General features: G+C 57.3%; 23 protein-coding genes and 1 tRNA gene. 11 read left to right on the forward strand and 13 right to left on the reverse strand.

Translation table 11 applies throughout. The features are described from left to right. The first annotated feature begins 798 nt into the window (after nucleotides 1-798). Nucleotides 799-1,908, forward strand: a complete 1,110-nt coding sequence (ompC, locus tag C1Y42_RS06770; RefSeq protein WP_058775801.1) for a porin OmpC — start codon at nucleotides 799-801, stop codon at nucleotides 1,906-1,908. Between the two features lie 22 nt (nucleotides 1,909-1,930). Here ompC and C1Y42_RS06775 read toward each other — a convergent pair whose 3' ends face one another. Next, nucleotides 1,931-2,494, reverse strand: coding sequence for a TetR/AcrR family transcriptional regulator (locus C1Y42_RS06775; protein ID WP_104093078.1), 564 nt, complete (start codon nucleotides 2,492-2,494; stop codon nucleotides 1,931-1,933). Nucleotides 2,495-2,590: 96 nt separating this feature from the next. Between C1Y42_RS06775 and C1Y42_RS06780 the strand changes: the two genes are divergently transcribed. Beyond that, on the forward strand, nucleotides 2,591-3,046 hold the full coding sequence (locus tag C1Y42_RS06780) for a nuclear transport factor 2 family protein (protein WP_058775799.1): 456 nt from the start codon (nucleotides 2,591-2,593) through the stop codon (nucleotides 3,044-3,046). Nucleotide 3,047: 1 nt separating this feature from the next. Here the strand turns inward: C1Y42_RS06780 and C1Y42_RS23670 are convergent, their stop codons facing one another. Then, nucleotides 3,048-3,203, reverse strand: coding sequence for a hypothetical protein (locus C1Y42_RS23670; RefSeq protein WP_164861051.1), 156 nt, complete (start codon nucleotides 3,201-3,203; stop codon nucleotides 3,048-3,050). A 401-nt stretch (nucleotides 3,204-3,604) separates the two neighbouring features. Here C1Y42_RS23670 and apbE point away from each other — a divergent pair, with 401 nt between their 5' ends. The 3 genes from apbE to C1Y42_RS06795 all read left to right on the forward strand — a co-directional run bounded on the left by apbE (nucleotide 3,605) and on the right by C1Y42_RS06795 (nucleotide 7,034). Beyond that, nucleotides 3,605-4,636 (forward strand): FAD:protein FMN transferase ApbE, encoded by a 1,032-nt coding sequence (apbE, locus tag C1Y42_RS06785; protein ID WP_058775798.1) that lies wholly within the window; start codon nucleotides 3,605-3,607, stop codon nucleotides 4,634-4,636. 17 nt (nucleotides 4,637-4,653) lie between these two features. Next, nucleotides 4,654-5,295 carry a DNA oxidative demethylase AlkB gene (gene alkB / locus C1Y42_RS06790; protein WP_058769918.1) on the forward strand — a complete coding sequence of 214 codons (642 nt, stop codon included), beginning with the start codon at nucleotides 4,654-4,656 and terminating at the stop codon, nucleotides 5,293-5,295. Nucleotides 5,296-5,381: 86 nt separating this feature from the next. Then, on the forward strand, nucleotides 5,382-7,034 hold the full coding sequence (locus C1Y42_RS06795; protein ID WP_104093079.1) for a multidrug ABC transporter permease/ATP-binding protein: 1,653 nt from the start codon (nucleotides 5,382-5,384) through the stop codon (nucleotides 7,032-7,034). 153 nt (nucleotides 7,035-7,187) lie between these two features. Here the strand turns inward: C1Y42_RS06795 and C1Y42_RS06800 are convergent, their stop codons facing one another. Next, complete coding sequence (locus tag C1Y42_RS06800) at nucleotides 7,188-7,913, reverse strand: 4'-phosphopantetheinyl transferase (RefSeq protein ID WP_104093080.1); 726 nt, start codon at nucleotides 7,911-7,913, stop codon at nucleotides 7,188-7,190. Nucleotides 7,914-7,989: 76 nt separating this feature from the next. Further along, on the reverse strand, nucleotides 7,990-8,193 hold the full coding sequence (locus C1Y42_RS06805; protein WP_010618078.1) for a hypothetical protein: 204 nt from the start codon (nucleotides 8,191-8,193) through the stop codon (nucleotides 7,990-7,992). A gap of 394 nt (nucleotides 8,194-8,587) precedes the next feature. Between C1Y42_RS06805 and C1Y42_RS06810 the strand changes: the two genes are divergently transcribed. Together C1Y42_RS06810 and C1Y42_RS06815 are read left to right on the forward strand one after the other, a co-directional pair. Next, a complete protein-coding gene (locus C1Y42_RS06810; RefSeq protein WP_199188962.1) occupies nucleotides 8,588-9,091 on the forward strand; it encodes a hypothetical protein in 504 nt (167 codons plus the stop codon). A 142-nt stretch (nucleotides 9,092-9,233) separates the two neighbouring features. Continuing rightward, entirely contained in the window at nucleotides 9,234-9,506 is a 273-nt protein-coding gene (locus C1Y42_RS06815; protein WP_104093081.1) for a hypothetical protein, read from the forward strand. Nucleotides 9,507-9,539: 33 nt separating this feature from the next. Here C1Y42_RS06815 and C1Y42_RS06820 read toward each other — a convergent pair whose 3' ends face one another. The 4 genes from C1Y42_RS06820 to C1Y42_RS06835 all read right to left on the reverse strand — a co-directional run bounded on the left by C1Y42_RS06820 (nucleotide 9,540) and on the right by C1Y42_RS06835 (nucleotide 12,177). Continuing rightward, nucleotides 9,540-9,866 (reverse strand): four-helix bundle copper-binding protein, encoded by a 327-nt coding sequence (locus tag C1Y42_RS06820; protein WP_104093082.1) that lies wholly within the window; start codon nucleotides 9,864-9,866, stop codon nucleotides 9,540-9,542. Nucleotides 9,867-10,028: 162 nt separating this feature from the next. Then, a tRNA-Pro gene (locus tag C1Y42_RS06825) sits at nucleotides 10,029-10,105 on the reverse strand. A gap of 72 nt (nucleotides 10,106-10,177) precedes the next feature. Further along, nucleotides 10,178-11,926 carry an LPS biosynthesis-modulating metalloenzyme YejM gene (gene yejM, locus C1Y42_RS06830; protein WP_021509248.1) on the reverse strand — a complete coding sequence of 583 codons (1,749 nt, stop codon included), beginning with the start codon at nucleotides 11,924-11,926 and terminating at the stop codon, nucleotides 10,178-10,180. Nucleotides 11,927-11,949: 23 nt separating this feature from the next. Then, nucleotides 11,950-12,177 (reverse strand): YejL family protein, encoded by a 228-nt coding sequence (locus C1Y42_RS06835; RefSeq protein WP_021509249.1) that lies wholly within the window; start codon nucleotides 12,175-12,177, stop codon nucleotides 11,950-11,952. Nucleotides 12,178-12,335: 158 nt separating this feature from the next. Between C1Y42_RS06835 and yejK the strand changes: the two genes are divergently transcribed. Then, nucleotides 12,336-13,340, forward strand: coding sequence for a nucleoid-associated protein YejK (gene yejK, locus C1Y42_RS06840; RefSeq protein WP_021509250.1), 1,005 nt, complete (start codon nucleotides 12,336-12,338; stop codon nucleotides 13,338-13,340). 64 nt (nucleotides 13,341-13,404) lie between these two features. Here yejK and rplY read toward each other — a convergent pair whose 3' ends face one another. Both rplY and C1Y42_RS06850 read right to left on the reverse strand, forming a co-directional pair. After that, nucleotides 13,405-13,689 carry a 50S ribosomal protein L25 gene (gene rplY, locus C1Y42_RS06845; RefSeq protein WP_010618083.1) on the reverse strand — a complete coding sequence of 95 codons (285 nt, stop codon included), beginning with the start codon at nucleotides 13,687-13,689 and terminating at the stop codon, nucleotides 13,405-13,407. Between the two features lie 131 nt (nucleotides 13,690-13,820). Further along, nucleotides 13,821-15,575, reverse strand: coding sequence for a DEAD/DEAH box helicase (locus tag C1Y42_RS06850; RefSeq protein WP_104093083.1), 1,755 nt, complete (start codon nucleotides 15,573-15,575; stop codon nucleotides 13,821-13,823). Between the two features lie 225 nt (nucleotides 15,576-15,800). Between C1Y42_RS06850 and rsuA the strand changes: the two genes are divergently transcribed. The 3 genes from rsuA (at nucleotide 15,801) to C1Y42_RS06865 (ending at nucleotide 18,387) form a co-directional block, all read left to right on the forward strand. Further along, entirely contained in the window at nucleotides 15,801-16,523 is a 723-nt protein-coding gene (gene rsuA, locus C1Y42_RS06855) for a 16S rRNA pseudouridine(516) synthase RsuA (RefSeq protein WP_021509252.1), read from the forward strand. 12 nt (nucleotides 16,524-16,535) lie between these two features. Then, complete coding sequence (locus tag C1Y42_RS06860) at nucleotides 16,536-17,729, forward strand: Bcr/CflA family multidrug efflux MFS transporter (protein WP_021509253.1); 1,194 nt, start codon at nucleotides 16,536-16,538, stop codon at nucleotides 17,727-17,729. Between the two features lie 331 nt (nucleotides 17,730-18,060). Beyond that, nucleotides 18,061-18,387, forward strand: coding sequence for a hypothetical protein (locus C1Y42_RS06865; RefSeq protein ID WP_021509254.1), 327 nt, complete (start codon nucleotides 18,061-18,063; stop codon nucleotides 18,385-18,387). Here C1Y42_RS06865 and yejF read toward each other — a convergent pair. Genes yejF through C1Y42_RS06880 form a run of 3 tightly spaced genes read right to left on the reverse strand, consistent with a single transcriptional unit; the run spans nucleotide 18,381 to nucleotide 22,084 of the window. After that, nucleotides 18,381-19,970 (reverse strand): microcin C ABC transporter ATP-binding protein YejF, encoded by a 1,590-nt coding sequence (gene yejF / locus C1Y42_RS06870; protein WP_104093084.1) that lies wholly within the window; start codon nucleotides 19,968-19,970, stop codon nucleotides 18,381-18,383. The two genes, C1Y42_RS06865 and yejF, sit on opposite strands and share 7 nt — an antisense overlap. Next, nucleotides 19,971-20,993, reverse strand: coding sequence for an ABC transporter permease (locus C1Y42_RS06875; RefSeq protein ID WP_021509256.1), 1,023 nt, complete (start codon nucleotides 20,991-20,993; stop codon nucleotides 19,971-19,973). Then, entirely contained in the window at nucleotides 20,993-22,084 is a 1,092-nt protein-coding gene (locus C1Y42_RS06880; protein ID WP_058757245.1) for a microcin C ABC transporter permease YejB, read from the reverse strand. The genes C1Y42_RS06875 and C1Y42_RS06880 overlap by 1 nt, the downstream gene beginning before the upstream one ends. Nucleotides 22,085-22,092 lie beyond the last annotated feature (8 nt).

The raw sequence follows: 22,092 nt of genomic DNA on the forward strand, positions 1-22,092 counted from the left end.
GGTCGCCAGAAACGAGCATATTACCGATCTTTTGCCAGGCGCTGCGCTTTTCCAGACATTTCCTGGACTTCATAAGCTCTCTGGCTCTTAGTAAACCGACAGATTCAGTGAAAATTTGGCTTAAGTTGGGGTGAAAATCGATTACTGCGGCAACGCTAACTGACTGAATAGTGGTAAAGAATATTCCGCAAACGGTTGGAGAAACGCATCGGCTATATTCCTGTTCAACTTTATTACGCCCGGAAATTAACATTGTGCAATCATGGCTAAGTAATGAACAAAAAGTGCGAAAACGAACAAATAATGGCGTCCTGAGTGGCGGTTAATTTAACCTCAGTAAACAGGTTTACATAAAATTACACAGCGGAAGAAAAATGGCAGGCAAAAAAATGCCGGACAATCATGTCCGGCGGGAATTAGGGTAAATCTCTCATTCGGGGTGAATGAAGGTAATAATGAAATAAATGATGATAGCGGGAGTAATTGTATGCGCTGAGTGGCGTTAAGTTTTATCATTCAGTGCGGCAGCTCATCTCATCTTATCTCTATGTATTTAAATGAATAAAATTCGGTTTATCAATTAGTGCGATATTTTTTGCCGATGCGTGCTGATTATTAGTTCCGCGAAATTTACATTTAGAAATAACTATTTAATAAAATGAAACACTTTCGGAAATTTAGTATCATTTTCGTGATAGATTATTGCTCTCCATAAAATAACAATGGCTTGCCGGCTGAATTTTTAAGCATTCAGTTAGCAGTGGCACATATAAAAGGCACATTACAGAGGGTAATAAAATGAAACGTCGCGTTCTCTCCCTGATGATTCCTGCATTGCTGGTGGCAGGCTCAGCAAGCGCAGCTGAAATTTATAACAAAGATGGCAACAAATTAGACCTCTACGGCAAAGTAGACGGCCTGCACTATTTCTCGGACAACGATGGCCAGGACGGTGACCAGTCTTACCTGCGTTTTGGTTTTAAAGGTGAAACTCAGGTGACCGAACAGCTGACCGGCTACGGTCAGTGGGAGTACCAGGCAGCGCTGAACACCGCAGAATCGCAGGGTACCGCTAACAGCTACACCCGTGTCGGCTTCGCCGGTCTGAAATTCGGTGATGCGGGCTCGTTCGACTACGGCCGTAACTACGGCGTACTGTATGACATCGGCGCCTGGACTGACGTGCTGCCGGAGTTTGGTGGTGACACCTACGGCGCGGACAACTTCATGTTCCAGCGCAGCAACGGCCTGGCGACTTACCGCAACAGCAACTTCTTCGGCCTGGTGGATGGCTGGAACTTTGCCGTGCAGTATCAGGGCAAAAACGACAACCCAACCGAATCCTCTTCCGGTCGTGATGTCCTGGGTGAGAACGGCGACGGATGGGGCCTGAGCACCACCTACGATCTCGGCTCCGGCTTCGGTCTGGGTGCGGCGATGTTCCAGTCTGACCGTACCAACAATCAGAACGGCAACGCGCCAGGCATTCTTGGTCGCGGTGATAAAGCCGAAGCCTACACCGGCGGTCTGAAATATGACGCTAACAACGTATATCTGGCGGCGATGTACACCCGTTCTTACAACGCAACCCGCTTCGGCGCGGTGGATTCTGCTGCGTACGGCTATGCCAACAAAGCGGACAACTGGGAACTGGTGGCACAGTATCAGTTTGACTTCGGTCTGCGTCCGTCGCTGGCCTTCGTCTCCTCACGCGGCAGCGATATCGAAGGTTACGGCAGCCAGAACCTGAAAAAATATGTCGACGTGGGTGCGACCTATTACTTCAACAAAAACATGTCGACCTATGTTGATTACCAGATCAACCTGCTGGACGACAACAACTTCACCGATGCGGCCGGTATCAACACCGACGACATCGTTGCGCTGGGCCTGGTTTACCAGTTCTAAGCCGGAGAGCGTGGCCTGCGGGTCACGCTCTGATCTCCAGCAGCGCGTTCAGCGCCGCCTGCAGCGTTGCCGTCACCTGCTGCGCCGCTTCCCCCATTTGAACCTGCACGATTGCGCCATCCACCAGCAACACGATCTGCCCGGTTTTATCCTGCTGCGCCGCGCTGATTCTTTCGGCAATGGCGGCTGCCATCTCCCGCTTGTGCTGGCGAATCAGTGCGCTCGCTTCCGGCAGGGTATCAGCCAGTTCTGCCGCGCTATTAATAAACGCACAGCCGCGAAAATCCTCCTCCTGAAACCAGCTCAGTAGCGCAGCCGGCAGCGCCACGTTGATGGCTGGCTGCTGCGCCAGCGCGCTGCGAAAGCCGCTCATCCAGCGCTGATGACGCTGCTGCAGAAACGCCAGAATTAAGTCATTTTTAGCCGGAAAGTGGCGATAGAAGGTCACTTTGGTCACGCCAGCCGCGGCAATCACTTTATCGATGCCGGTAGCACGGATGCCTTGCGTATAAAACAGCTGTTGCGCGCTGAGCAGGATGCGGTCACGCGCGCTGGCGCTGGCATCAAACAGCAGGGGTGCGAGCATAAGAAAAAATTCCTGTTTACGGGGGTAGACAGAATTGTCTACATACGGCAGGATGAATCAAGTAGACAGACCTGTCTACATCATCAGGAGATAAAAATGCTCATCCCCCCGTTCGATCATCAAAGTGCCTTAGAAAAAGTGCGTATGGCGGAAGATGCCTGGAACAGCTGCGATCCGCAGCGCGTGTCGCAGGTTTACAGTGAAGATACCCGCTGGCGCAATCGCAGCGAATTCGTTAACGGCCGCGCAGACGTCGTGACCTTTCTGCAGCGTAAATGGGCCCGCGAGCTGGATTATCGGTTGATTAAAGAGTTGTGGGCGTGGCACCACGATAAGCTGGCGGTGCGTTTTGCCTATGAGTGGCGCGATGACAGCGGCAACTGGTTCCGCAGCTACGGCAATGAAAACTGGCACTTTGGTGCCGATGGTCTGATGATTCAGCGCTTCGCCTGCATCAACGATTTGCCGATTAGCGTTGAAGCGCGGCTGTTTCACTGGCCGGCTGGCAGACGCCCGGACGATCATCCGGGCCTGAGCGAGCTGGGTCTGTAATTTACGGCGCGTTGCGCCAGCGTCTGGCCTTTGCCGCCTGCTGCGGGGATGTGGTGGCAGGCGGCAGGCTGCCTTCCAGCGCCACGCCCGCCAGCGTAAAGGCGGAAAAGCTCAGCCAGCGCTGCCATTTATCCTGTTGTTCTGTTGCCTTACTCATATTGCACCTCGCTGATGTTCAACCCAGCATCAACGCTGCACAATTCATGCCACGCCACCGCTCTCAGCGCCACGCGCCCCGTGGCCGCTTTGTTACACTGCGCCAGCGCTGAAGCGGTGCAGGATGCACGACGCTGGTGCAATGCCTTAACGTCGGCGCGACGGATAGTGCTGAATCAGGCGGTGGCGATAGTGCTGCCAGCAACGGAAGCTTCCGTAAGCAAATAACCCGGCGGTAATAGCAAGGATCATATAAATCATCTGTCGCTCCTGTAAGGATTCTCGTGCAGGAACGCAGTATGCTGTGCCAGCCAGCGATCAACTTCAAGCAGCTTTAGACGGTTTTACAAGCGAGTTATGCTTTGTAATAGGCTGTAGTAATGAGTTACAGACGAGGAATTGATGAATTTTCAGAACATTCTGCTGACAGGCATGGTAGCACTGCTGCTGAGCGGGTGCGAGCAAAAACCGGCGCAGCAGGCGCTGGTGCTGGAAGGCAAAACCATGGGAACGGTGTGGCGCGTGAGTCTGGCGGGCGTGGATTCTCAGCGTAAAGCCGCGCTGCAGCAGGCGATTCAGCAGCAGCTCGATCGCGACGATGGCGAACTCTCCACCTGGAAAAAGGACTCGGTGCTGTCGCGCTTCAACCAGTATCAGGGGCAGGATCCTCAGCCGGTCAGTGCCGATATGGCCGATATCGTCACCCGCGCGCTGCGCATCGGCCAGCTGACCGGCGGCGCGATGGACATTACCGTCGGACCGCTGGTGAATCTGTGGGGCTTTGGCCCGGCGCAGCAGCCGGCTCATACGCCATCGGATGCCGCTATTGCCGCCGCCAAAGCGCAGACCGGCCTGCAGCACCTGCGCGTGATTGAAACGGTGAACGGCCAGTGGCTGCAGAAAGATCTGCCTGGCCTGTATGTTGATCTCTCCACCATGGGCGAAGGCTACGCTACCGATCACCTGGCGCGGCTGATGGAGCAGCAGGGTATCACTAATTATCTGGTGTCGGTGGGCGGGGCGGTGCTGAGTCGCGGCCTGAATGCCAGCCAGCAGCCGTGGCGGGTCGCCATCCAGAAACCGACCGATCGCGAGAACGCGGTGGAGGCACGCGTCGATCTGCAGGGGCACGGAATCAGCACCTCCGGCAGCTATCGCAACTATTATGAACTGGATGGCAAACGCATCTCGCACGTGATCGATCCGGCCAGCGGCCGACCCATCGATCACCGGCTGGTCTCAGCCACGGTGATTGCCACCACCGCGCTGGAAGCCGACGGCTGGGACACCGGGCTGATGGTGCTCGGCACCGAGCGTGCCAAAGCGCTGGCGCTGAAACAGCATCTGGCGGTGTATCTGATTACGAAGCAGGGCGACGGCTTCAGCCACTGGATGTCGCCACAGTTCAAATCGTTTCTTATCGATCAGCCCTGACCTGACAGGAGGTAACTGTGCTGGATCTATTTAGTGAGGATGCGCCATGGCAGGAACCGCTGGCCGAGGGCGCGGTGATTCTGCGGCGCCGGGCGCGCGAGCAGGCCGATGCGCTGCTGACGGCGATTCATGACGTCGCGGCCCTTAACCCGTTTGCCCATCGCATCACGCCGGGTGGACATCGCATGTCAGTCGCCATGACCAATTGCGGCGATTTCGGCTGGTCGACCGATTCGCGCGGTTACCAGTACACCGAACAGGATGTCAGCAGCGGCCGTAAATGGCCGCCGATGCCCGCGCTGTTCCGCACGCTGGCGCAGCAGACCGCGCAGGAGGCCGGCTTTGCCGGTTTCAATCCGGACGCCTGCCTGATTAACCGCTATGAGCCCGGCGCCAAACTGACGCTGCATCAGGATAAGGATGAGAAAGACTTACGCCAGCCGATTGTCTCGGTATCGCTTGGCCTGCCGGCCGTTTTTCAGTTTGGCGGTTTCGAGCGCGGCGATGCGACGCAGCGCGTGCTGCTGGAGCACGGCGATATCGTGGTGTGGGGCGGTCCGTCGCGCCTGCGCTATCACGGCATTTTGCCGCTAAAAGCGGGCATCCATCCGCAGGCTGGCGCGTTCCGTTACAACCTGACATTCCGCCGCGCCCAGTAACCGTAAAACGGATGAGAATTATTCTTGCCTTCACCCGAAGCGCCATTAAACTGCAGGCTGCCTGGTTGACCTCTGGATAATTTTTAATGGCATTGCTTCAGGTTGTTTTTCGCCAGTACCGCTGGCCGTTTATCGGCGTGATTGTGCTGACGCTGCTCAGCGCCGCGCTGGGTATCGGGCTGATCGCCTACATCAATAATGAACTGATCGTGGCAGTTAATACCTCGCTCACCGTGCTGCCGGGCTTTCTCGCCCAGCTGTTTTTGCTGATGGCGGTGACGCTGGCGTCGCAGCTGGCGCTGACTCAGCTCGGCCACCATTTTGTCTGGCGGCTGCGCGGTGAGTTTATCAAACGTATTCTGGATACCCGGGTTGAACGCATTGAGCAGATTGGTAACGCTCAGCTGCTGGCCGGCCTGACCAGCGACGTGCGTGCCATCACTATCGCGTTTGTGCGCCTGCCGGAGCTGATTCAGGGCATCATTATTACGCTGGGTTCCGCGATCTATCTGGCGTGGCTGTCACCGCAAATGCTGTTGATCACCACGCTGTGGCTGGTGGTGACGCTGATCGGCGGCTGGCTGCTGGTGTCGCGCGTCTATCAGCACATGGCGAAGCTGCGCGACATCGAGGACGAGCTGTACCGCGATTTTCAGACCATCATTGAAGGGCGCAAAGAGCTGCAGCTTAACCGCGAGCGCGCCCAACTGATTTACGACACCGTGTATCAGGAAAATGCCACGGATTATCGTCGTCACATTGTGCGCGCCGATACCTTCCATCTCAGCGCCGTGAACTGGTCGAACATTATGATGCTCGGCGCGATTGGTATTGTGTTCTTCATGGCCAACGGTCTCGGCTGGGCCAATACCGCTGTCGCCGCGACCTATTCGCTGACGCTGCTGTTCCTGCGCACGCCGCTGCTGGCGGCAGTAGGCGCGCTGCCGACGCTGCTCAGCGCACAGGTGGCATTACGGAAAATTAATACCTTCGATCTGGCTCCCTACAGCGCCGGTTTCAACGCGCTGCCGACGGTGAGCGACTGGCAGACGCTGGAGCTGCGCGACGTCTGTTTCCATTATGGCGAGCACGGTTTTGCCGTCGGGCCGATCAACCTGACGCTGCGCCGCGGTGAACTGGTGTTTCTGATTGGCGGTAACGGCAGCGGTAAATCCACGCTGGCGATGCTGCTGACCGGGCTGTATCAGCCGCATTCAGGCCACCTGCTGCTGGACGGTAAAGAGGTGGACTGGCATAACCTTGATGCTTATCGCCAGCACTTTTCGGCGGTATTCACTGACGTGCACCTGTTTGACCGTTTGATTCGTCGCGGTGGTGAGCCGGCTAATCCGGCGCTGGTGCAGCAGTGGCTGGAACGGCTGAAAATGCAGGACAAGCTGAAGCTGGAAGGCAACCGGGTACTCAACCTGCAGCTGTCGAAAGGGCAGAGCAAGCGCCTTGCTCTGCTGCTGGCGGCGGCGGAGGAGCGCGATATCCTGCTGCTCGATGAGTGGGCGGCCGATCAGGACCCGCACTTCCGCCGCATCTTCTACCGCGAGCTGCTGCCGTGGCTTCAGGCGTCCGGCAAAACCGTGTTCGCCATCAGCCATGACGATCACTACTTTATTCATGCCGATCGGCTGCTGGAAATGCGCGATGGGCAGTTAAGCGAGCTGACCGGCCGCGAGCGCGAAATGGCCACGCTGGACGCCGTCAAACGCACCGATACCGGCCATTGACGGCTGGCGGCAAAGCTTAGCAAAAACCCTTATTGGGCAGGACGTTGTCAGCGGGATACAGTGAATGGCAGCAGAGATCCTCGTCTCTGCCTCCCTGGAACACTTCTGTCGTCTTGTGTTGTCACCGGCCCGGGCTTATTCCGCGCCGGTTTTTTATTGCGTGCAGGCCGGGTGAGTGAGCAGTGTGACCACGCGCGCCGGCTGCAGCCAGAAGCGTGCGTCCAGCACGGTGCTGCGGGTAAATTCCGCGCTGAAATCCTGACACAGCTGCAGCCTGGCGCGCTGCTGCGGCAGGTCGAGCTCGATCAGCGCTGCCTGATGAAACGCCATGGGCTGATGCAGCCGCGGCCATAGCGCCTTATAAAGACTCTCTTTCAGCGAAAACAGCAGCGTTGCTGCCTGCGCAAAGGGCAGCGGCTGGCCCTCCAGCAGCGCGCGCTCCTGCGCGTTCATCAGCAGTTCCGCCGTGTCCTGCGCGGTTTCCTCTGCCATCACCTGCTCAACATCAATGCCCACATACAATGCCTCGCGCGTCGCGGCCATCACCACGCAGTCATGGCTATGCGACAGCGAAGCACGGATGCCTGCCGGCCAGCACGGTGAGCGGTCCGGTGCGTTGTGCAGCACGAAATCGCTGATGCCCAGCTGCGCCAGCTGTTGCCGCACCAGCCAGCGGCTGGCGAGATATTCAATTTTGCGTTTGCTGGCTGCCTGCTGTAGCGCGGACGGCAGCGGCAGTTGCCACTGCGCAGGTAAAGCGGCGTGCCACTGTTGCCGATCAAAGCGGCACCACGCCAGCGACAGCGATTCAGCGGTGTGGCCAGCGGCGGTGATGAAACCACAAGCGGGCAGCGGCAGGGATGTTTCGGCTGAGAACATAACGAGTAACGGCTGATGGAAAAGCGTGTTTTACCAGTCAGCCGCGGGCAGAGCAAGCCGAAAAGGCTGCTGCGGGTTAGCGATTTGGCGGGATAGCGAAGCTCTTCATCTGCACCACAAAATGGTGGTGGCCTTTGGTAATGCGTGCACCACGGTCGCACCAGTGGCTCGCCAGGCGGAAGAAATCATCGCTGCCAATATCATACGCCAGCTCCACTTTGCTGATGCCTGAGTGCAGGAGTTCTTCCGCATCCTGCAGGTTTTTTGCTTTGATGACCATAACGAGATTCCATCAAATAAACGGGAGCTTTAGGGTAGGGGAAATCTGTGACATTTTTGTTTCACTTTAATGAATTGCTGTCACAAATCAGTAAAAACGTGATCCCGGTCGGCTTTGCTGACTTCAGTTAAGTACCTGATTCGCAGCATGAATGAAGTGTGATGCAAGATTATGCTGCAGGATTTTGCACTCTGAACAGTAAGGTCAGGGCCTGTCGCAGTGGTGACGAATAGCCGCTTCTGGCGCGGTAATGGCGCCGTCATTTTCCATCTCTATCCTTCCGGTGATGGCTGTATTATGAAGCTCATCACACACCAATAGCCGCTTCGTTTAACTGAGGTGAAGCGTGGGCGTAACATGCTGGTGGCTGACGAAAGAGGCTAAGGAGCGAACGATGCAAAAACTGGCTGGCATAATGTTACTGGGTTGCATGAGCGTAGGCGCTGCACAGGCAGCAGATCTCAGCTTCCAGAATGCGCAGGGCAATATTGAAATGGTGCCCGGCAAACCCACCTTTGTGCATAAACTGCACTACCGCAAGCTCTATGATGAAAAGCCGTTCCCGGATGCGGTGATTTATTACTACAGCAACGGGGTGTATAAAATCCTGTCGCAGGGCGAAAATCATTATGGCCTCTACGTGATACAGGGCAGCGTTGAGGACCAGAGTTACACCATCCGCTATATTTCAGCGCCGTCGAAAGACTGGGGCAACAAAACTGCCTTCCATCAGCTCACCTTTGTGAATGGCGCGCAGGCAAAGGTATTTATTCAAAACGCGATTACCGATACCGGTGAGCAGATCGCCCAGCAAAACGGCGAGTTTTTGCTGCAGGATCACGATCCCGCAAACGCGGCGGCAGACCGCTGGGATGATGATTTAAAAATCAAACGCTGACGGGTTAGCCCTTCATCTGTGCCGCGATCGTCGCGCCTTTGGTTGCGGCACCCGATGCGTTATCCACAGCAAAGATTTTCCCTATCCCAGCGAGAATTGTTTCCGGCTGGCAACGCAGCGGAAACTCGATAATTATCAGGGCATGACTAAATATCGTGTAAGAGTGGGTTTTCACAACCCCTCAGCCCTGACCTTCAGGCAGCTGGATGAAATCCTGGAACCGCAACGCTTCTGGCGCAGCGACACGCGCAGCGGTACGTTTCGCTACTTCATGGAGTATGAGTATGAGTCGGAAGTGCGCGATATCTGCGAAGTGTGCGAGCTGGCTTATTCGCAGGCGTGTAAGGTGAAGAAATGCCCGCTGATTCTGGTGCAATCCTGCGAGGCAGAGGTTTCACTCAGCGTCAACGATTGAGATTCGCCGCAGCGAATCTCAATCCGGCTGGCATCATGCCGCCATTTTACGGCACTCTTCTGCACAGCGCTGACAGGCCTGAGCGCATTGCTGGCAGTGCTGGTGTTGATGCTGCTGGCACGACTGCGCGCACTGCTGGCAGATGTCGACGCAGAACTGACAGAGCTGCTGCACCGATGCACTGTTTAGCGCCATGAACTGCGCCGTGAGGCGACAGGTATTGGCGCACTGCATATCCAGCCTGATGCATTCGCGCATCATCTCCACATTTTCCTCATCCAGACAGGATGTTGCGCAGTGGTCGCACGCGGCTGCGCACAGATAACAAGCCTCCACGCAGCGTTTATATTCATCAAGCATGTTTCCTCCTTGCATTGGTGATTAACCGTTTAAGCCTGGAAAGGATTGGTCATTATGCAATGAAGGAAAGCGTTAGGATTTATTACCGCGCTGTGCTTAACGCCGCGATTTTACAGCAGAAAATAAAAAAGCAGCCATAAAGGCTGCTTTTCTTTGGGATTTTGGTCGGCACGAGAGGATTTGAACCTCCGACCCCTGACACCCCATGACAGTGCGCTACCAGGCTGCGCTACGTGCCGAACGTGGAGGGTTATACTACTGGTTCCGTTGGCGATTGCAATATGCCGGCAGCTTAACTGCCTCATAATTAATCAGTTTGCCGTGAACCGTTTCTCTTCCGTCAGCACCTGCAACAGCAGCGCCAGCTGAGGTTTATGATCTTTCAGCTCTTTGCCCTGGGCATCGTACGCGCTGTAGTTACCGTTGTTGCTGAGCACCAGCGTCACCGTTGGCGTGGTCACCACCAGTTTGCCATCTTCACTGCTGGCGACCCAGTTATGGCTGCGCTGCGCGGCAAACAGATCTTCACCCTGCGAATAGTTAACCGGATTGGTGCGCACGTGCAGCAGGCGCTGCATCAGCGTGGTCATCACATCCTGCTGATCGGTCAGGCGATCGATGCTCTGCGCCGGGGTATTCGGCCAGTGCACCACCAGCGGTACCTGCAGCGTCGCGCGGTTGCCCGGATTATCGCTGTTGTCGAAGGTAATGGCGCGCTGCGCCGTGATCACCACCACGGTATTTTTCAGCGCATCATTCTGCTGCAGCGTATGCAGCACCGTCGCGATTTGTTCATCCACGCCTGTCGCCTGGCGCATATAGCTGCGCTGGCGCGCTTTGGTACTGTCGCCGGTTACCGTCACGCCGTTGAGCGCGATCCATGAGAACCAGGGCGCGCCGCCTTTCTGACCATTGAGCCAGTTCTGCCACTGCGTCACCGTGGTGCTGTTGGGCTGGGTATCAGCCTGCGGCAGGCTGTAATCCGCCAGCAGCGCCTGACGGTACAGCGGCTGGCTAAAGCCATCGGAAGAGAACAGGCCGAACTGATAACCCTGGCTGTTCAGCGCGCCGAGCAGGGCAGAGGGCATGCGCGCCGCCAGCACGCCGTCCATGTAGCTGGAGGAGATACCATAGAACAGGCCGAACAGGCCTTTTTCCGGCTGCAGTCCGGCGCTGTAATGCTGGGTAAAGCGCACATTTTCACTGGCGAATTGATTGAGCGACGGCAGCGCTTTATCCACCGTGGCATTGTTCAGTCCGTCCACCGTCAGAATCAGCAGGTTGTGGCGCGTTCCGCCATCGCGGAACGTAATATCGCTGAGCGGATACTGCACCGACAGCGCTTCCGGATCGCCCTGTTGCACCAGACGGCGCTGATACTCCTGCGCATCCAGCAGGCCGTGTCGCTCCAGAAAACGCCGTGCCGTCATCGGATAGGAGAGCGGCAGGTTGGCACGCTGCATGGTAATCGGCCGGTAGAAGTTGGCGTCTGCCCAGATATACAGCAGATGACTGGCAAAGAAGGCGCTGATAAACAGCGCGGCCAGCGGCTTGCCAAACGAACGCCGGTTCAGGCTGCGCAGCTTTTGCCAGCTCCAGGTGGCAAACAGCATTTCAACGAGGAAAATCAGCGGTACGCTGATAAACATCAGCTGCCAGTCGCGCGCCATCTCGCTTTGATCGGGGTTGACCACCAGTTCCCACACCACCGGATTGAGGTGCAGATGGAAACGGTTGAACACCGCGCTGTCGACCATAATCAGCGTCAGCCCGGCCGTGGCGACCACGGCGGAGAGCACGCGCAGCAACCGCTGCGACATGGCGACAAACGTCAGAGGGAAGATGATCAGCAGATAAGCGGCAAACACGATAAAGCTGAAATGGCCAATCCAGCTGGTAAACGCATAAATACGGCCGGCGAGGGAAGAGGGCCAGTCGGCGACCAACAGGTAGCGGCTGCCTAAAATAAGCGCAAACAGAATATTAAACAGGGCAAACCAGTGCCCCCAGCTGATCATCTGGGAGACTTTTTCACGGTAGCGCTGCCGGTTGGTTACCATATTTATGAGGTCAAATCTGCAATTTAGTGGGCGTTGTCATCGCGCACGGAAGACTGCAGCGCTTCCGCAAACGAGCGGGCGAGGCTGCGGCGCTGGGCCGGTGCGATGTCGGTGTTGATCAAATTGGTCACCATGTTCCCCAACACCATCAGGGAAAGATCGGTTGGCGCTTTGTCTTTTTCAAGAACCTGCGCCAGCTGCGCGAGAAGCTGTTCGACGCGCGCGTCGCTGTAACGGGATGATTGTGGCATATCGTCGACTAATCAAGTGTGAAAACGCGGTATATTACCGTAACAACGCACTTTTTTCCGCAATTTTATCGCAAGCAGAACGATCAGTTTGTGCGCGCAGTTGAAAGCGGCTGCGGGCGGTGTTTGAATACGCGCCTGAGCCAAAAGGAGAGTCTACCATGAGTCTGGATATCGACCAGATTGCCCTGCATCAGTTAGTCAAACGTGATGAAAACCAGCTGGAACTGGTGCTGCGCGATACCCTGTTACCTGCCACGCAGGCGGTGGAAGAGATGGCGGAAGAGTTACACCGCGTCTATAGCGCCAAAAGCAAGGCTTACGGCCTGTTTAATGAAGACAGCGAGCTGGCGGAAGCGCTGCGCAACTGCCGCAAAGGGCAGGATGACTTCCTGGCGTTCAGCCGTGCGGCTACCGGACGCCTGCGCGACGAGCTGAGCAAATACCCGTTCGCCGAAGGCGGCGTGGTGCTGTTTCTGCACTATCGCTATCTGGCGGTGGAGTATCTGCTGGTGGCGGTGCTGAACAGCCAGTCGAGCATGCGTGTCAATGAGCAGCTCGACATCAGCAGCACGCACTATCTGGACATCAATCATGCCGATATCGTGGCACGTATCGATCTCACCGAGTGGGAAACCAACCCGGAATCCACGCGCTACCTGACCTTCCTGCGCGGACGCGTGGGGCGTAAAGTGGCCGATTTCTTCATGGATTTCCTCGGCGCCAGCGTCGGTCTGGATACCAAAGCACAGAACCGCGGGCTGCTGCAGGCGGTAGATGATTACTGCGCCGAGTCCAGCCTGGATAAAAATGAGCGCCAGAACTATCGCCAACAGGTCTACAGCTACTGCAATGAACAGCTGCAGGCGGGCGAGGAGATTGCGCTGGAAGATCTCTCCAGCGAACTGCCGCCGCTGGGCGAAAAAACCTTTCAGGCGTTTACCCAGGAACAGGGTTATGAGCTGGAAGAGCATTTCCCGGCTGACCGCAGCACCCTGCGTCAGCTGACGAAGTTTGCCGGTAGCGGCGGGGGATTAACGCTTAACTTTGATGCCATGCTGCTGGGCGAGCGCATTTTCTGGGATCCGGCCACCGATACGCTGACCATTAAAGGCACGCCGCCGAATCTGCGCGATCAGCTGCAGCGTCGCACCGGCGGTCAGTGATCGCCGGATTTGCGCCATAAAAAAACGCCGCAGATGCGGCGTTTTTTCGTCAACCCGTTAGCGATTAAGCGCGAACGAAGTCGATGTGGTGCAGTTTTGGCTTGAACGGGTGACGCTGAACAGCCTGAACTTTAACTTTGGTTTCTTTACCGTCAACAACCAGAGTCAGCACGTCGCTGTAGAACTCAGGCTTAGCCTGCATGTTCATCACAGCGTCGTGGTCCAGTTCGATAGAAACCGCAGCGTCTTTACCGCCATAGATGATGGCCGGGAATTTGTTCGCTGCGCGCAGGCGGCGGCTCGCACCCTTACCCTGCTCTTTACGTACTTCTGCATTAATAGTGAACATCTTAAGATCTCTTCTATAGTTCCTGCTACAGGCGACCCAGCAACAGGACGGTTATTCAATACGCTTTTACGGATGCAAAAGCGGGCGGCATTATAGCCGGATTGCCACAGCGGGGCAAATGATTCCGCCGCTTAGCGCAGCTCGTTAGCACGGCGATAGCGTCCCTGATAATCGAACATTTTTTCCCGCACCTGCCAGAAGTGGCCTTTGGCGCGCGCCACCACAAAATCGGGATGGCGCAGCAGCGGCTGCAGCGCCACCACATCAGCGGCGGTCTGCCAGCCGAGCTCCACGCCGGGCGCACGCTGATGTGGCCGCATAAACAGCTGCTCAAAGGCGGTGCGCTGCGCCGGAGTGCGCAGGCGAAAGCGCTCGCTGACGCTGGTGCCATCCTCATCAAAATAGGTGGCTTGCAGCCATTCGCCTTTATCATCGCGTCCGTGCGCCAGCGTCATACCACTGCAGCGCAGTACGCGCGCGTCTTTCAGCTTCAGCGCCGCTTTCAGCATATCATCGGGGTCGACCAGCACCTTGTCGCACTGCTGGCAGCGGCGCGCGGCGATATCATTTTCTGCACCGCAGTCCGGGCAGCTTTTGAAGCGGAAACGGTAGTCGCACTGCGCGCGATTGCCCTCGTCATCGTCGAGCACGCCCTGACAGCGGCGGCCAAAGTGCTCAATGACGTGGCCATCTTCGGTCGCCTTGCCCCAGAAGGTATTCGCAAAGCCGCAGGCCGGACAAAACACCTGCACCGGCTGGTTATCGCTGGCGCCTTTCGGTGCGCCGACTTCGGGCGTAAAGAGATCGTGCGGGTTTCCGGCGTAATCGAGGATCAGGCAGTCGGTTTTGCCCGGTGCCAGCCGCAACCCGCGACCGACAATTTGCTGATACAGGCTGACCGATTCGGTCGGGCGCAGAATGGCGATCAAATCGACGTGCGGCGCGTCGAAGCCGGTGGTCAGCACCGCCACGTTAACCAGAAACTTAAGCTGCTGCGCTTTGAACTGCTGAATCAGCCGGTCACGCTCTTTCACCGGGGTTTCTGCCGATACCAGCGCACTGTTTTCCGGCAGCAGGCTGAGAATTTCCCGCGCGTGTTCAACGGTTGCGGCAAACACCATCACGCCGCGGCGCGTCTCAGCGAACTCGATGATCTGTCGCATGACCTGCGGAGTTACGCGCTGCTGCTGTTTCAGTTCGCGGTTAAGATCGGCCTCACTGAACAGGCCATTATTCTGCGGGATCAGCCGACTGAAATCGTACTGCACCACCGGCATATCCAGCCGCTCAGGTGGCACCAGAAAGCCATGTTTGATCATATAGCGCAGCGGCAATTCGTAGATGCAGTCGCGGAACAGCGCGTTATCGTCGCCGCGCACCATGCCGTGATAGTGGTACTGGTAAATCCAGCCTTTGCCCAGGCGGAATGGCGTGGCGGTCAGCCCCAGCAGACGCAGCTGCGGATTGTGCTGGCGCAGATGGGCGAACAGCTGCTGATACTGGCTCTCCTCGTTGTCGCTGATGCGATGGCACTCATCGACGATCACCAGCGAAAAGGCGCTGTCAAAACTGGCCAGATTGCGCGCCACTGATTGCACGCTGCCGAACACCACTTTACCGTCGCTCTGCTTGCGCTGCAGGCCCGCGGCGAAGATGTCCGCCTCCAGGCCATACGCCTGATATTTACTGTGGTTCTGCTCCACCAGTTCTTTGACGTGAGCCAGCACCAGCACGCGTCCGCGCGCCAGCCGCGCCAGTTCGGCGATCACCAGGCTTTTGCCGGCGCCGGTCGGCAGCACAATCACCGCTGGCGTGGCGTGGCGGCGAAAATGGGCAACGGTGGCATCAACGGCTTCTTGCTGATAGGGGCGCAGGGTAAACGACATGGGAACCGGCTTTTTCTGGAACGGACGCGCATTATGCCATGAAAGTGGCTGAAACGCAGGATCGGCACTATTAGCAGGCGAAGGTTCAGGCTATACTGCCCACACTTTTTCAACGGTTAACCCTGCGCTCAATTATGCCGTGGCCGCCGCGCTACGCTGTAAATGATTTACCGGGCAAACGCCGTTTCAGTTCCCCTCCGCAGTAACAGGCAAAAAAGCGAATTCATGCGACTCGACAAATTCATATCTCAGCAACTGGAAGTTAGCCGTGCCATCGCCGGCCGTGAAATACGTGGCAGAAAGATCACCATCAATGGCGAAGTGGTGCGCGACACCGCGTATAAAGTCCTGCCGGACGATGCCGTAGAGTACGACGGCAATCCGCTGACGGTGCAGCAGGGCCCGCGCTATTTCATGCTGAATAAACCGCAGGGCTATGTCTGCTCCACCGACGATCCGGATCATCCCACCATTCTCTATTTCATTGAGGAGCCGGCGGCGTTCAAACTGCACGCGGCAGGGCGGCTGGATATTGATACCACCGGGCTGGTGCTGCTGACCGATGATGGTCAGTGGTCGCATCGCATTACCTCTCCGCGCCATCACCTGGAGAAAACCTACCTGGTGGAACTGGAGCAGCCGCTTGACGCGGGGCTGATCGAAAAATTTGCTGCCGGCATTCAGCTGCACAACGAGAAAGATCTGACCAAACCGGCGCAGCTGGAAATCCTCGATGAGAAAGCCGCGCGCCTCACCCTCAGTGAAGGGCGCTATCACCAGGTGAAACGCATGTTTGCGGCGATGGGCAACCACGTCACGGCGCTGCATCGCGAAAGCATCGGTGAGATTGTGCTGGATGAGGAGCTCGGTGAAGGCGAATACCGTGAACTGACCGAGGCGGAAATCAACAGCATCGGCCTGCCGGACGAACTGAAACAGCGCAAATAGCGGGAGACAGCGGTGCGTAAGGAAAAAAATTCACCGGTGGGATTAGTGGTGATTCTGGGATTGCTGGCGATGCTGATGCCGCTCTCCATTGATATGTATCTGCCGGCAATGCCGCAAATCGCCCGTGAATTCGCGGTGTCGGCCGGCAGCGTACAGATGACGCTGAATCTCTACATCCTTGGCTTCGCCATTGGTCAGCTGGTGTATGGCCCGCTGGCGGACAGCTACGGACGTAAACCGGTGATTGTGCTTGGCACGCTGATTTTTGCCTGCGCGGCAGCAGCCTGTGCGCTGTCGCAATCCATTGACCAGCTGATTCTGATGCGTTTCCTGCACGGGCTCTCCGCCGCCGCGGCCAGCGTGGTGATTAACGCCCTGATGCGCGACAGTTATTCGAAAGAAGATTTCTCGCGCATGATGTCGTTTGTCATGCTGATCACCACCATTGCGCCGCTGCTGGCCCCGATCATCGGCGGCTGGCTGCTGTTGCTGTGGAACTGGCACGCCATCTTCTGGACGCTGGCATTGGCCGCACTGATTACCACGGTGCTGGTGGTAACGCAGATCCGCGAAACGCTTAAGCCCGAGCAGCGGCAGCGTTTTCACCTGCGCACCACGCTGAGCAATTTTGTCGCGCTGGTGCGGCACAAACGCGCCTTCAGCTATATGCTGGCAAGCGGCTTCTCGTTTGCCGGGCTGTTTACCTTTCTTAACGCCGGGCCGTTTGTTTACATTGAAGTGAACCATGTGTCGCCGCAAAATTTCGGCTACTACTTTGGCCTCAACGTGGTGTTTCTGTTTGTCATGACGCTGATTAACAGCCGCGCGGTGCGCCGTTTCGGACCGCTGGCGATGTTCCGCCTCGGTCTGCTGATTCAGTTTGCCATGGGAATCTGGCTGCTGATTGTCAGCGCGCTGAACCTCGGTTTCCTGCCGCTGGTGTTTGGCGTGGCAATGTTTATTGGCTGCGTATCGACCGTCTCCTCCAATGCGATGGCGGTGATCCTTGACGAATTTCCCCATATGGCCGGCACCGCATCCTCGCTGGCCGGTACGCTGCGCTTTGGCGTCGGTGCGCTGGTTGGCGCGCTACTGTCGCTGGTCAGCGTCAACAGCGCCTGGCCGATGGTCGCCACCATCGCGCTGTGCGCTACCGTCTCAATCGTGCTGTTCAGCTACGCCGCCCGTCCGCGCCACACCGCGTGATGGCGGCGGGTCTATGCTGAGCCCGCTGTTATTTCACCTCCTGATTTGCCCCTCTCCGCACTCTCGCTCTGCTTAATGTTTCCATATTGTGAAAATTAATTGATAAAAAAGTAACGACATTGCGTCTAAAATGATTGTTAAGCGCCGCGTAACGCGGTAAACATAGGCATAAATGCGAGAAAGCTCGCAAATAATAAAGTTGCATCACGCTTTGTGCTTAAAACGAGAAGGCTATCCTTGACGTCCGTATGCTGAGCTTGCCAGGTGGGGATTCACCGCGATGAAGCCGTCCGTTGTGAATAACGTTACTGTCTCTGGGAACCGAAACACTATGCTGCAACTCTCGGTTGTGCATCGTTTACCACAACTTTACCGCTGGTCGCTGGAACATGCCGGCGCCATTGAACGCCAGGAAGCAGCGAACGGCGCGCATGACGGGGATCTGGTCGCGCTGCGCCTGCTGAGCCATGATGGCCATCCGGCGCTGGAGATCCTGCAGCAGCTACAGGAAACGCTGGCGCAGATTCAGGTCGAGTGCAAAATTGCCGAATGTGAAGGGCAGCCGTGTTTGCTGATTCAGCGCGGCGACGAGAGCGCCACTAACTGTTGTCTGAAAAATCAGGGCGTGGCGATCGCCGAAACCTTTGACGGTCACTGAGGCCCGATCTCGCCCTGCGCGGAGGCCAGCAGCTGACGCGTATACTCTGCTGCGGGCGCGTTGAACAGCGCTTCGCATTCACCCTGTTCCACCACTTCACCCTGGCGCAACACCACCAGCTGATGACACAGCGCGCGCACCACCTGCAAATCGTGACTGATAAACAGATACGCCAGCTGATGCTGCTGCTGTAAACGGCGCAGCAGGGTGAGGATCTGCTTTTGCACCGAGCGGTCCAGCGACGAGGTGGGTTCATCCAGCACGATCAGCTGCGGCTGCAGGATCAGCGCGCGGGCGATGGCGATACGCTGGCGCTGACCGCCAGAGAATTCCGCCGGGTAGCGACTGCGGCTCGCTGCCTCCAGGCCAACCTCTTCCATCACCGCAATGACTCTGGCTTCCTGTTCGGCAGCGCTGAGCTGCGGCTGGTGCACCGCCAGCCCTTCGGCAATCACCTGCTGTACCGTCATGCGCGGATTGAGTGAAGAGTTGGGATCCTGAAACACCACCTGAATGCGCTGGCGCAGCGGCAGTAGCTGCTTCGCGCTCAGCTGATGCAGCGGCTGGCCGTCGAACCAGATCTCGCCGCGCGCAGCAATCAGGCGCAGCAGCGCCAGGCCGGTGGTGCTTTTGCCTGACCCGGATTCGCCGACTAACCCGAGGCTTTCGCCGCGCCGCAGGGTAAAACTGAGATTGTGTAGCGCGGTTTTTTCCGCCACGGTGCGCTTCAGCAGTCCACGGCGAATCGGGAAACCCACCTGCAAATTATTCACCTGCAACAGCGGCGGCGCGTCGTTCAGCGGCACCGGTGCGCCGTCCGGCTCGGCGGCCAGCAGCTCACGGGTATAAGGCTGCTGTGGCTGGCGAAACAGTGCGTCACAGCGGTTGTGTTCCACCTCGCGCCCGTTGCGCATCACCGTCACGCTGTGGGCCAGCTGACGCACAATGTTCAGGTTATGGGTAATGAACAGCATGCCCATGTTCAGTTCGCGCTGCAGTTCGCGCAGCAGCTGTAAAATCTGTGCCTGTACCGTGACATCCAGCGCCGTGGTGGGCTCATCGGCAATCAGCAGTTTGGGCTGCGTCAGCAAGGCCATGGCGATCATCACGCGCTGGCGCTCGCCGCCGGACAGCTGGTGCGGAAAATCCTGCAGGCGCGTCGCGGCCTGGCGAATGCCTACGCGATCGAGGCAGCTGAGAATTTCAGCGCGCGCCGCTTCACGCCGCATGCCACGGTGCAGCGACAGCACTTCATACAGCTGCTTTTCCACGCTGTGCAGCGGATTGAGTGACACCATCGGCTCCTGAAAAATCATCGCCATCTGGTTGCCGCGCAGCCCGCGCATCTCACGTTCGCTGGCCTGTAACACATCGCGCCCGTCAAACAGGATCTCGCCCTGCGGATAACTCACCGGCGGCTGCGGCAGCAGACGCATAATCGACAGCGCCGTCACGCTCTTGCCCGATCCCGATTCGCCTACCAGAGCCAGCGTTTCGCCGGCGTCGATACGCAGCGAGATATCTTCCACCACGCGGCGCGGCCCGAACGCCACCGCCAGATGATTCACCGTTAACAAACTCATTTAGCGCCCCCGGCTCGGATCAAAGGCATCGCGCACCGCTTCGCCGATAAAAATCAGCAGCGACAGCAGCAGGGCGAGGGCGAAGAAACCAGAAAGGCCAAGCCACGGTGCCTGTAAATTGTTTTTTCCCTGCAGCAGCAGTTCGCCCAGCGACGGCGAGCCCACCGGCAGGCCGAAGCCGAGAAAATCCAGTGAGGTTAACGTGGTGATCGAACCGCACAGGATAAACGGCAGAAAGGTGAGCGTAGCAACCATGGCGTTGGGCAACATGTGGCGCAACATGATGCGGCTATCGCTCACGCCCAGCGCGCGTGCGGCGCGGATATAGTCAAAGTTACGCGTGCGCAGGAACTCGGCGCGCACGACGCTCACCAGGCTCATCCAGCCAAAGATCACCGTCAGCAGTAACAGCCACCAGAAATTGGGCTGGATCACGCTGGAGAGCAGAATCAGCATAAACAGCGTCGGCATGCCGGACCACACTTCAATCAATCGCTGGCCGATGAGGTCAACGCGGCCGCCAAAGTAGCCCTGCAGGGCACCCACCACAATGCCAATCACGCTGGAGAACAGCGTTAACAGCAAACCGAACAGTAGCGAGATGCGCGTGCCGTACAGCAGACGCGCCAGTACATCGCCACCGTTAGCATCGGTACCCAGCCAGTTTTGCGCGGACGGCGGTGACGGGAAGGGCACGTCGGTGGCGAAATGAATGGTGCTGTCGCTGAAGCGGATGGGCGCCCACAGCGCCCAGCCCTGCTGGTCAATACGTTGTTTCAGCCACGGATCCTGATAATCGGCCGCCGTGGCAAACTGGCCGCCAAAATCGCTCTCGCTGTAGTTAAACAGCAGCGGTGCGTACCAGCGCTGCTGATAGTGCACCAGCAGCGGTTTGTCATTGGCTAATAATTCCGCGCCCAGCGACAGCACAAAAATGAGCAGAAACAGCCACAGCGACCAGTAGCCGCGCCGGTTGTGACGAAAGCGCTGCCAGCGCTGCTGGTTAACGGGAGATAAACGCATCAGCGGCCCTCAAAATCAATGCGTGGATCGACCAGCGTATAGGTCAGATCGCTGAGAATATTCATCAGCAGGCCAATCAGCGTAAAGATATACAGCGTGCCGAACATCACCGGATAGTCGCGCTGAATGGTGGCATCATAGCCGAGCAGCCCCATGCCGTTAAGTGAGAACATCACCTCAATCAGCACCGAGCTGGTGAAAAACATACTGATAAAGGTGGCGGGAAACCCGGCGATCACCAGCAGCATGGCGTTGCGAAACACGTGGCCGTACAGGATGCGCTTCTCATCCAGACCCTTGGCGCGCGCCGTGACGACGTACTGTTTGCGCACCTCATCAAGGAACGAATTTTTCGTCAGCATGGTCAGGGTGGCAAAGCCGCCAATTACCGTAGCCAGCACCGGCAGGGTGATATGCCACAGATAATCGCTGATTTTGCTGTACCACGGCAGCGTGTCAAACTGCGGCGAAGTGAGGCCGCGGAGCGGGAACCAGTCGAGATAGCTGCCGCCGGCAAACAGCACAATCAGCATGATGGCAAACAAAAACGCCGGAATAGAGTAGCCGATGATGATAAAGATGCTGCTCCAGATATCAAACGCGCTGCCGTTGCGCACCGCTTTTTTGATGCCCAGCGGAATCGACACCAGATAGATGATCAGCGTGCTCCACAACCCGAGGCTGATCGACACCGGCAGGCTCTCTTTAATCAGCTGCAGCACCGAGGCGTTACGAAACAGGCTGTCGCCAAAGTCAAAACGCAGGTAATTCCACAGCATTTCGCCATAGCGCTGCAGCAGTGGCTTATCGAAGCCGTAGCGATGGGTTATTTCTGCCACCACCTCCGGATCCAGCCCGCGCGCGCCGCGGTACTGGCTGTCGCCGGGATTGTCGCGCACCAGCGCACCGCGCGCACCGCTGTCACTGCCGCCACCGCCAGGCAGACCGGTGCTATGACCAAACTGGATGTTGGCCAGCGCCTGATCGACCGGACCGCCCGGCGCAATCTGTACGATAAAGAAATTCAGGGTGATGATGGCCCACAGCGTGGGAATAATCAGCAACAGCCTGCGCAGGAAATAAGCACCCAAACCGCTCT

The organism is Pantoea sp. ICBG 985 (genome assembly GCF_002928365.1).
Taxonomy (GTDB): domain Bacteria; phylum Pseudomonadota; class Gammaproteobacteria; order Enterobacterales; family Enterobacteriaceae; genus Pantoea; species Pantoea dispersa.

Bases quoted from the DNA above. Each gene is read 5' to 3' on its own strand.
- ompC (WP_058775801.1), top strand. From the start codon at position 799: ATGAAACGTCGCGTTCTCTCCCTGATGATTCCTGCATTGCTGGTGGCA.
- C1Y42_RS06775 (WP_104093078.1), bottom strand. From the start codon at position 2,494: ATGCTCGCACCCCTGCTGTTTGATGCCAGCGCCAGCGCGCGTGACCGC.
- C1Y42_RS06780 (WP_058775799.1), top strand. From the start codon at position 2,591: ATGCTCATCCCCCCGTTCGATCATCAAAGTGCCTTAGAAAAAGTGCGT.
- C1Y42_RS23670 (WP_164861051.1), bottom strand. From the start codon at position 3,203: ATGAGTAAGGCAACAGAACAACAGGATAAATGGCAGCGCTGGCTGAGC.
- apbE (WP_058775798.1), top strand. From the start codon at position 3,605: ATGAATTTTCAGAACATTCTGCTGACAGGCATGGTAGCACTGCTGCTG.
- C1Y42_RS06795 (WP_104093079.1), top strand. From the start codon at position 5,382: ATGGCATTGCTTCAGGTTGTTTTTCGCCAGTACCGCTGGCCGTTTATC.
- C1Y42_RS06800 (WP_104093080.1), bottom strand. From the start codon at position 7,913: ATGTTCTCAGCCGAAACATCCCTGCCGCTGCCCGCTTGTGGTTTCATC.
- C1Y42_RS06805 (WP_010618078.1), bottom strand. From the start codon at position 8,193: ATGGTCATCAAAGCAAAAAACCTGCAGGATGCGGAAGAACTCCTGCAC.
- C1Y42_RS06810 (WP_199188962.1), top strand. From the start codon at position 8,588: ATGCAAAAACTGGCTGGCATAATGTTACTGGGTTGCATGAGCGTAGGC.
- C1Y42_RS06815 (WP_104093081.1), top strand. From the start codon at position 9,234: ATGACTAAATATCGTGTAAGAGTGGGTTTTCACAACCCCTCAGCCCTG.
- C1Y42_RS06820 (WP_104093082.1), bottom strand. From the start codon at position 9,866: ATGCTTGATGAATATAAACGCTGCGTGGAGGCTTGTTATCTGTGCGCA.
- yejM (WP_021509248.1), bottom strand. From the start codon at position 11,926: ATGGTAACCAACCGGCAGCGCTACCGTGAAAAAGTCTCCCAGATGATC.
- C1Y42_RS06835 (WP_021509249.1), bottom strand. From the start codon at position 12,177: ATGCCACAATCATCCCGTTACAGCGACGCGCGCGTCGAACAGCTTCTC.
- yejK (WP_021509250.1), top strand. From the start codon at position 12,336: ATGAGTCTGGATATCGACCAGATTGCCCTGCATCAGTTAGTCAAACGT.
- rplY (WP_010618083.1), bottom strand. From the start codon at position 13,689: ATGTTCACTATTAATGCAGAAGTACGTAAAGAGCAGGGTAAGGGTGCG.
- C1Y42_RS06850 (WP_104093083.1), bottom strand. From the start codon at position 15,575: ATGTCGTTTACCCTGCGCCCCTATCAGCAAGAAGCCGTTGATGCCACC.
- rsuA (WP_021509252.1), top strand. From the start codon at position 15,801: ATGCGACTCGACAAATTCATATCTCAGCAACTGGAAGTTAGCCGTGCC.
- C1Y42_RS06865 (WP_021509254.1), top strand. From the start codon at position 18,061: ATGCTGCAACTCTCGGTTGTGCATCGTTTACCACAACTTTACCGCTGG.
- yejF (WP_104093084.1), bottom strand. From the start codon at position 19,970: ATGAGTTTGTTAACGGTGAATCATCTGGCGGTGGCGTTCGGGCCGCGC.
- C1Y42_RS06875 (WP_021509256.1), bottom strand. From the start codon at position 20,993: ATGCGTTTATCTCCCGTTAACCAGCAGCGCTGGCAGCGCTTTCGTCAC.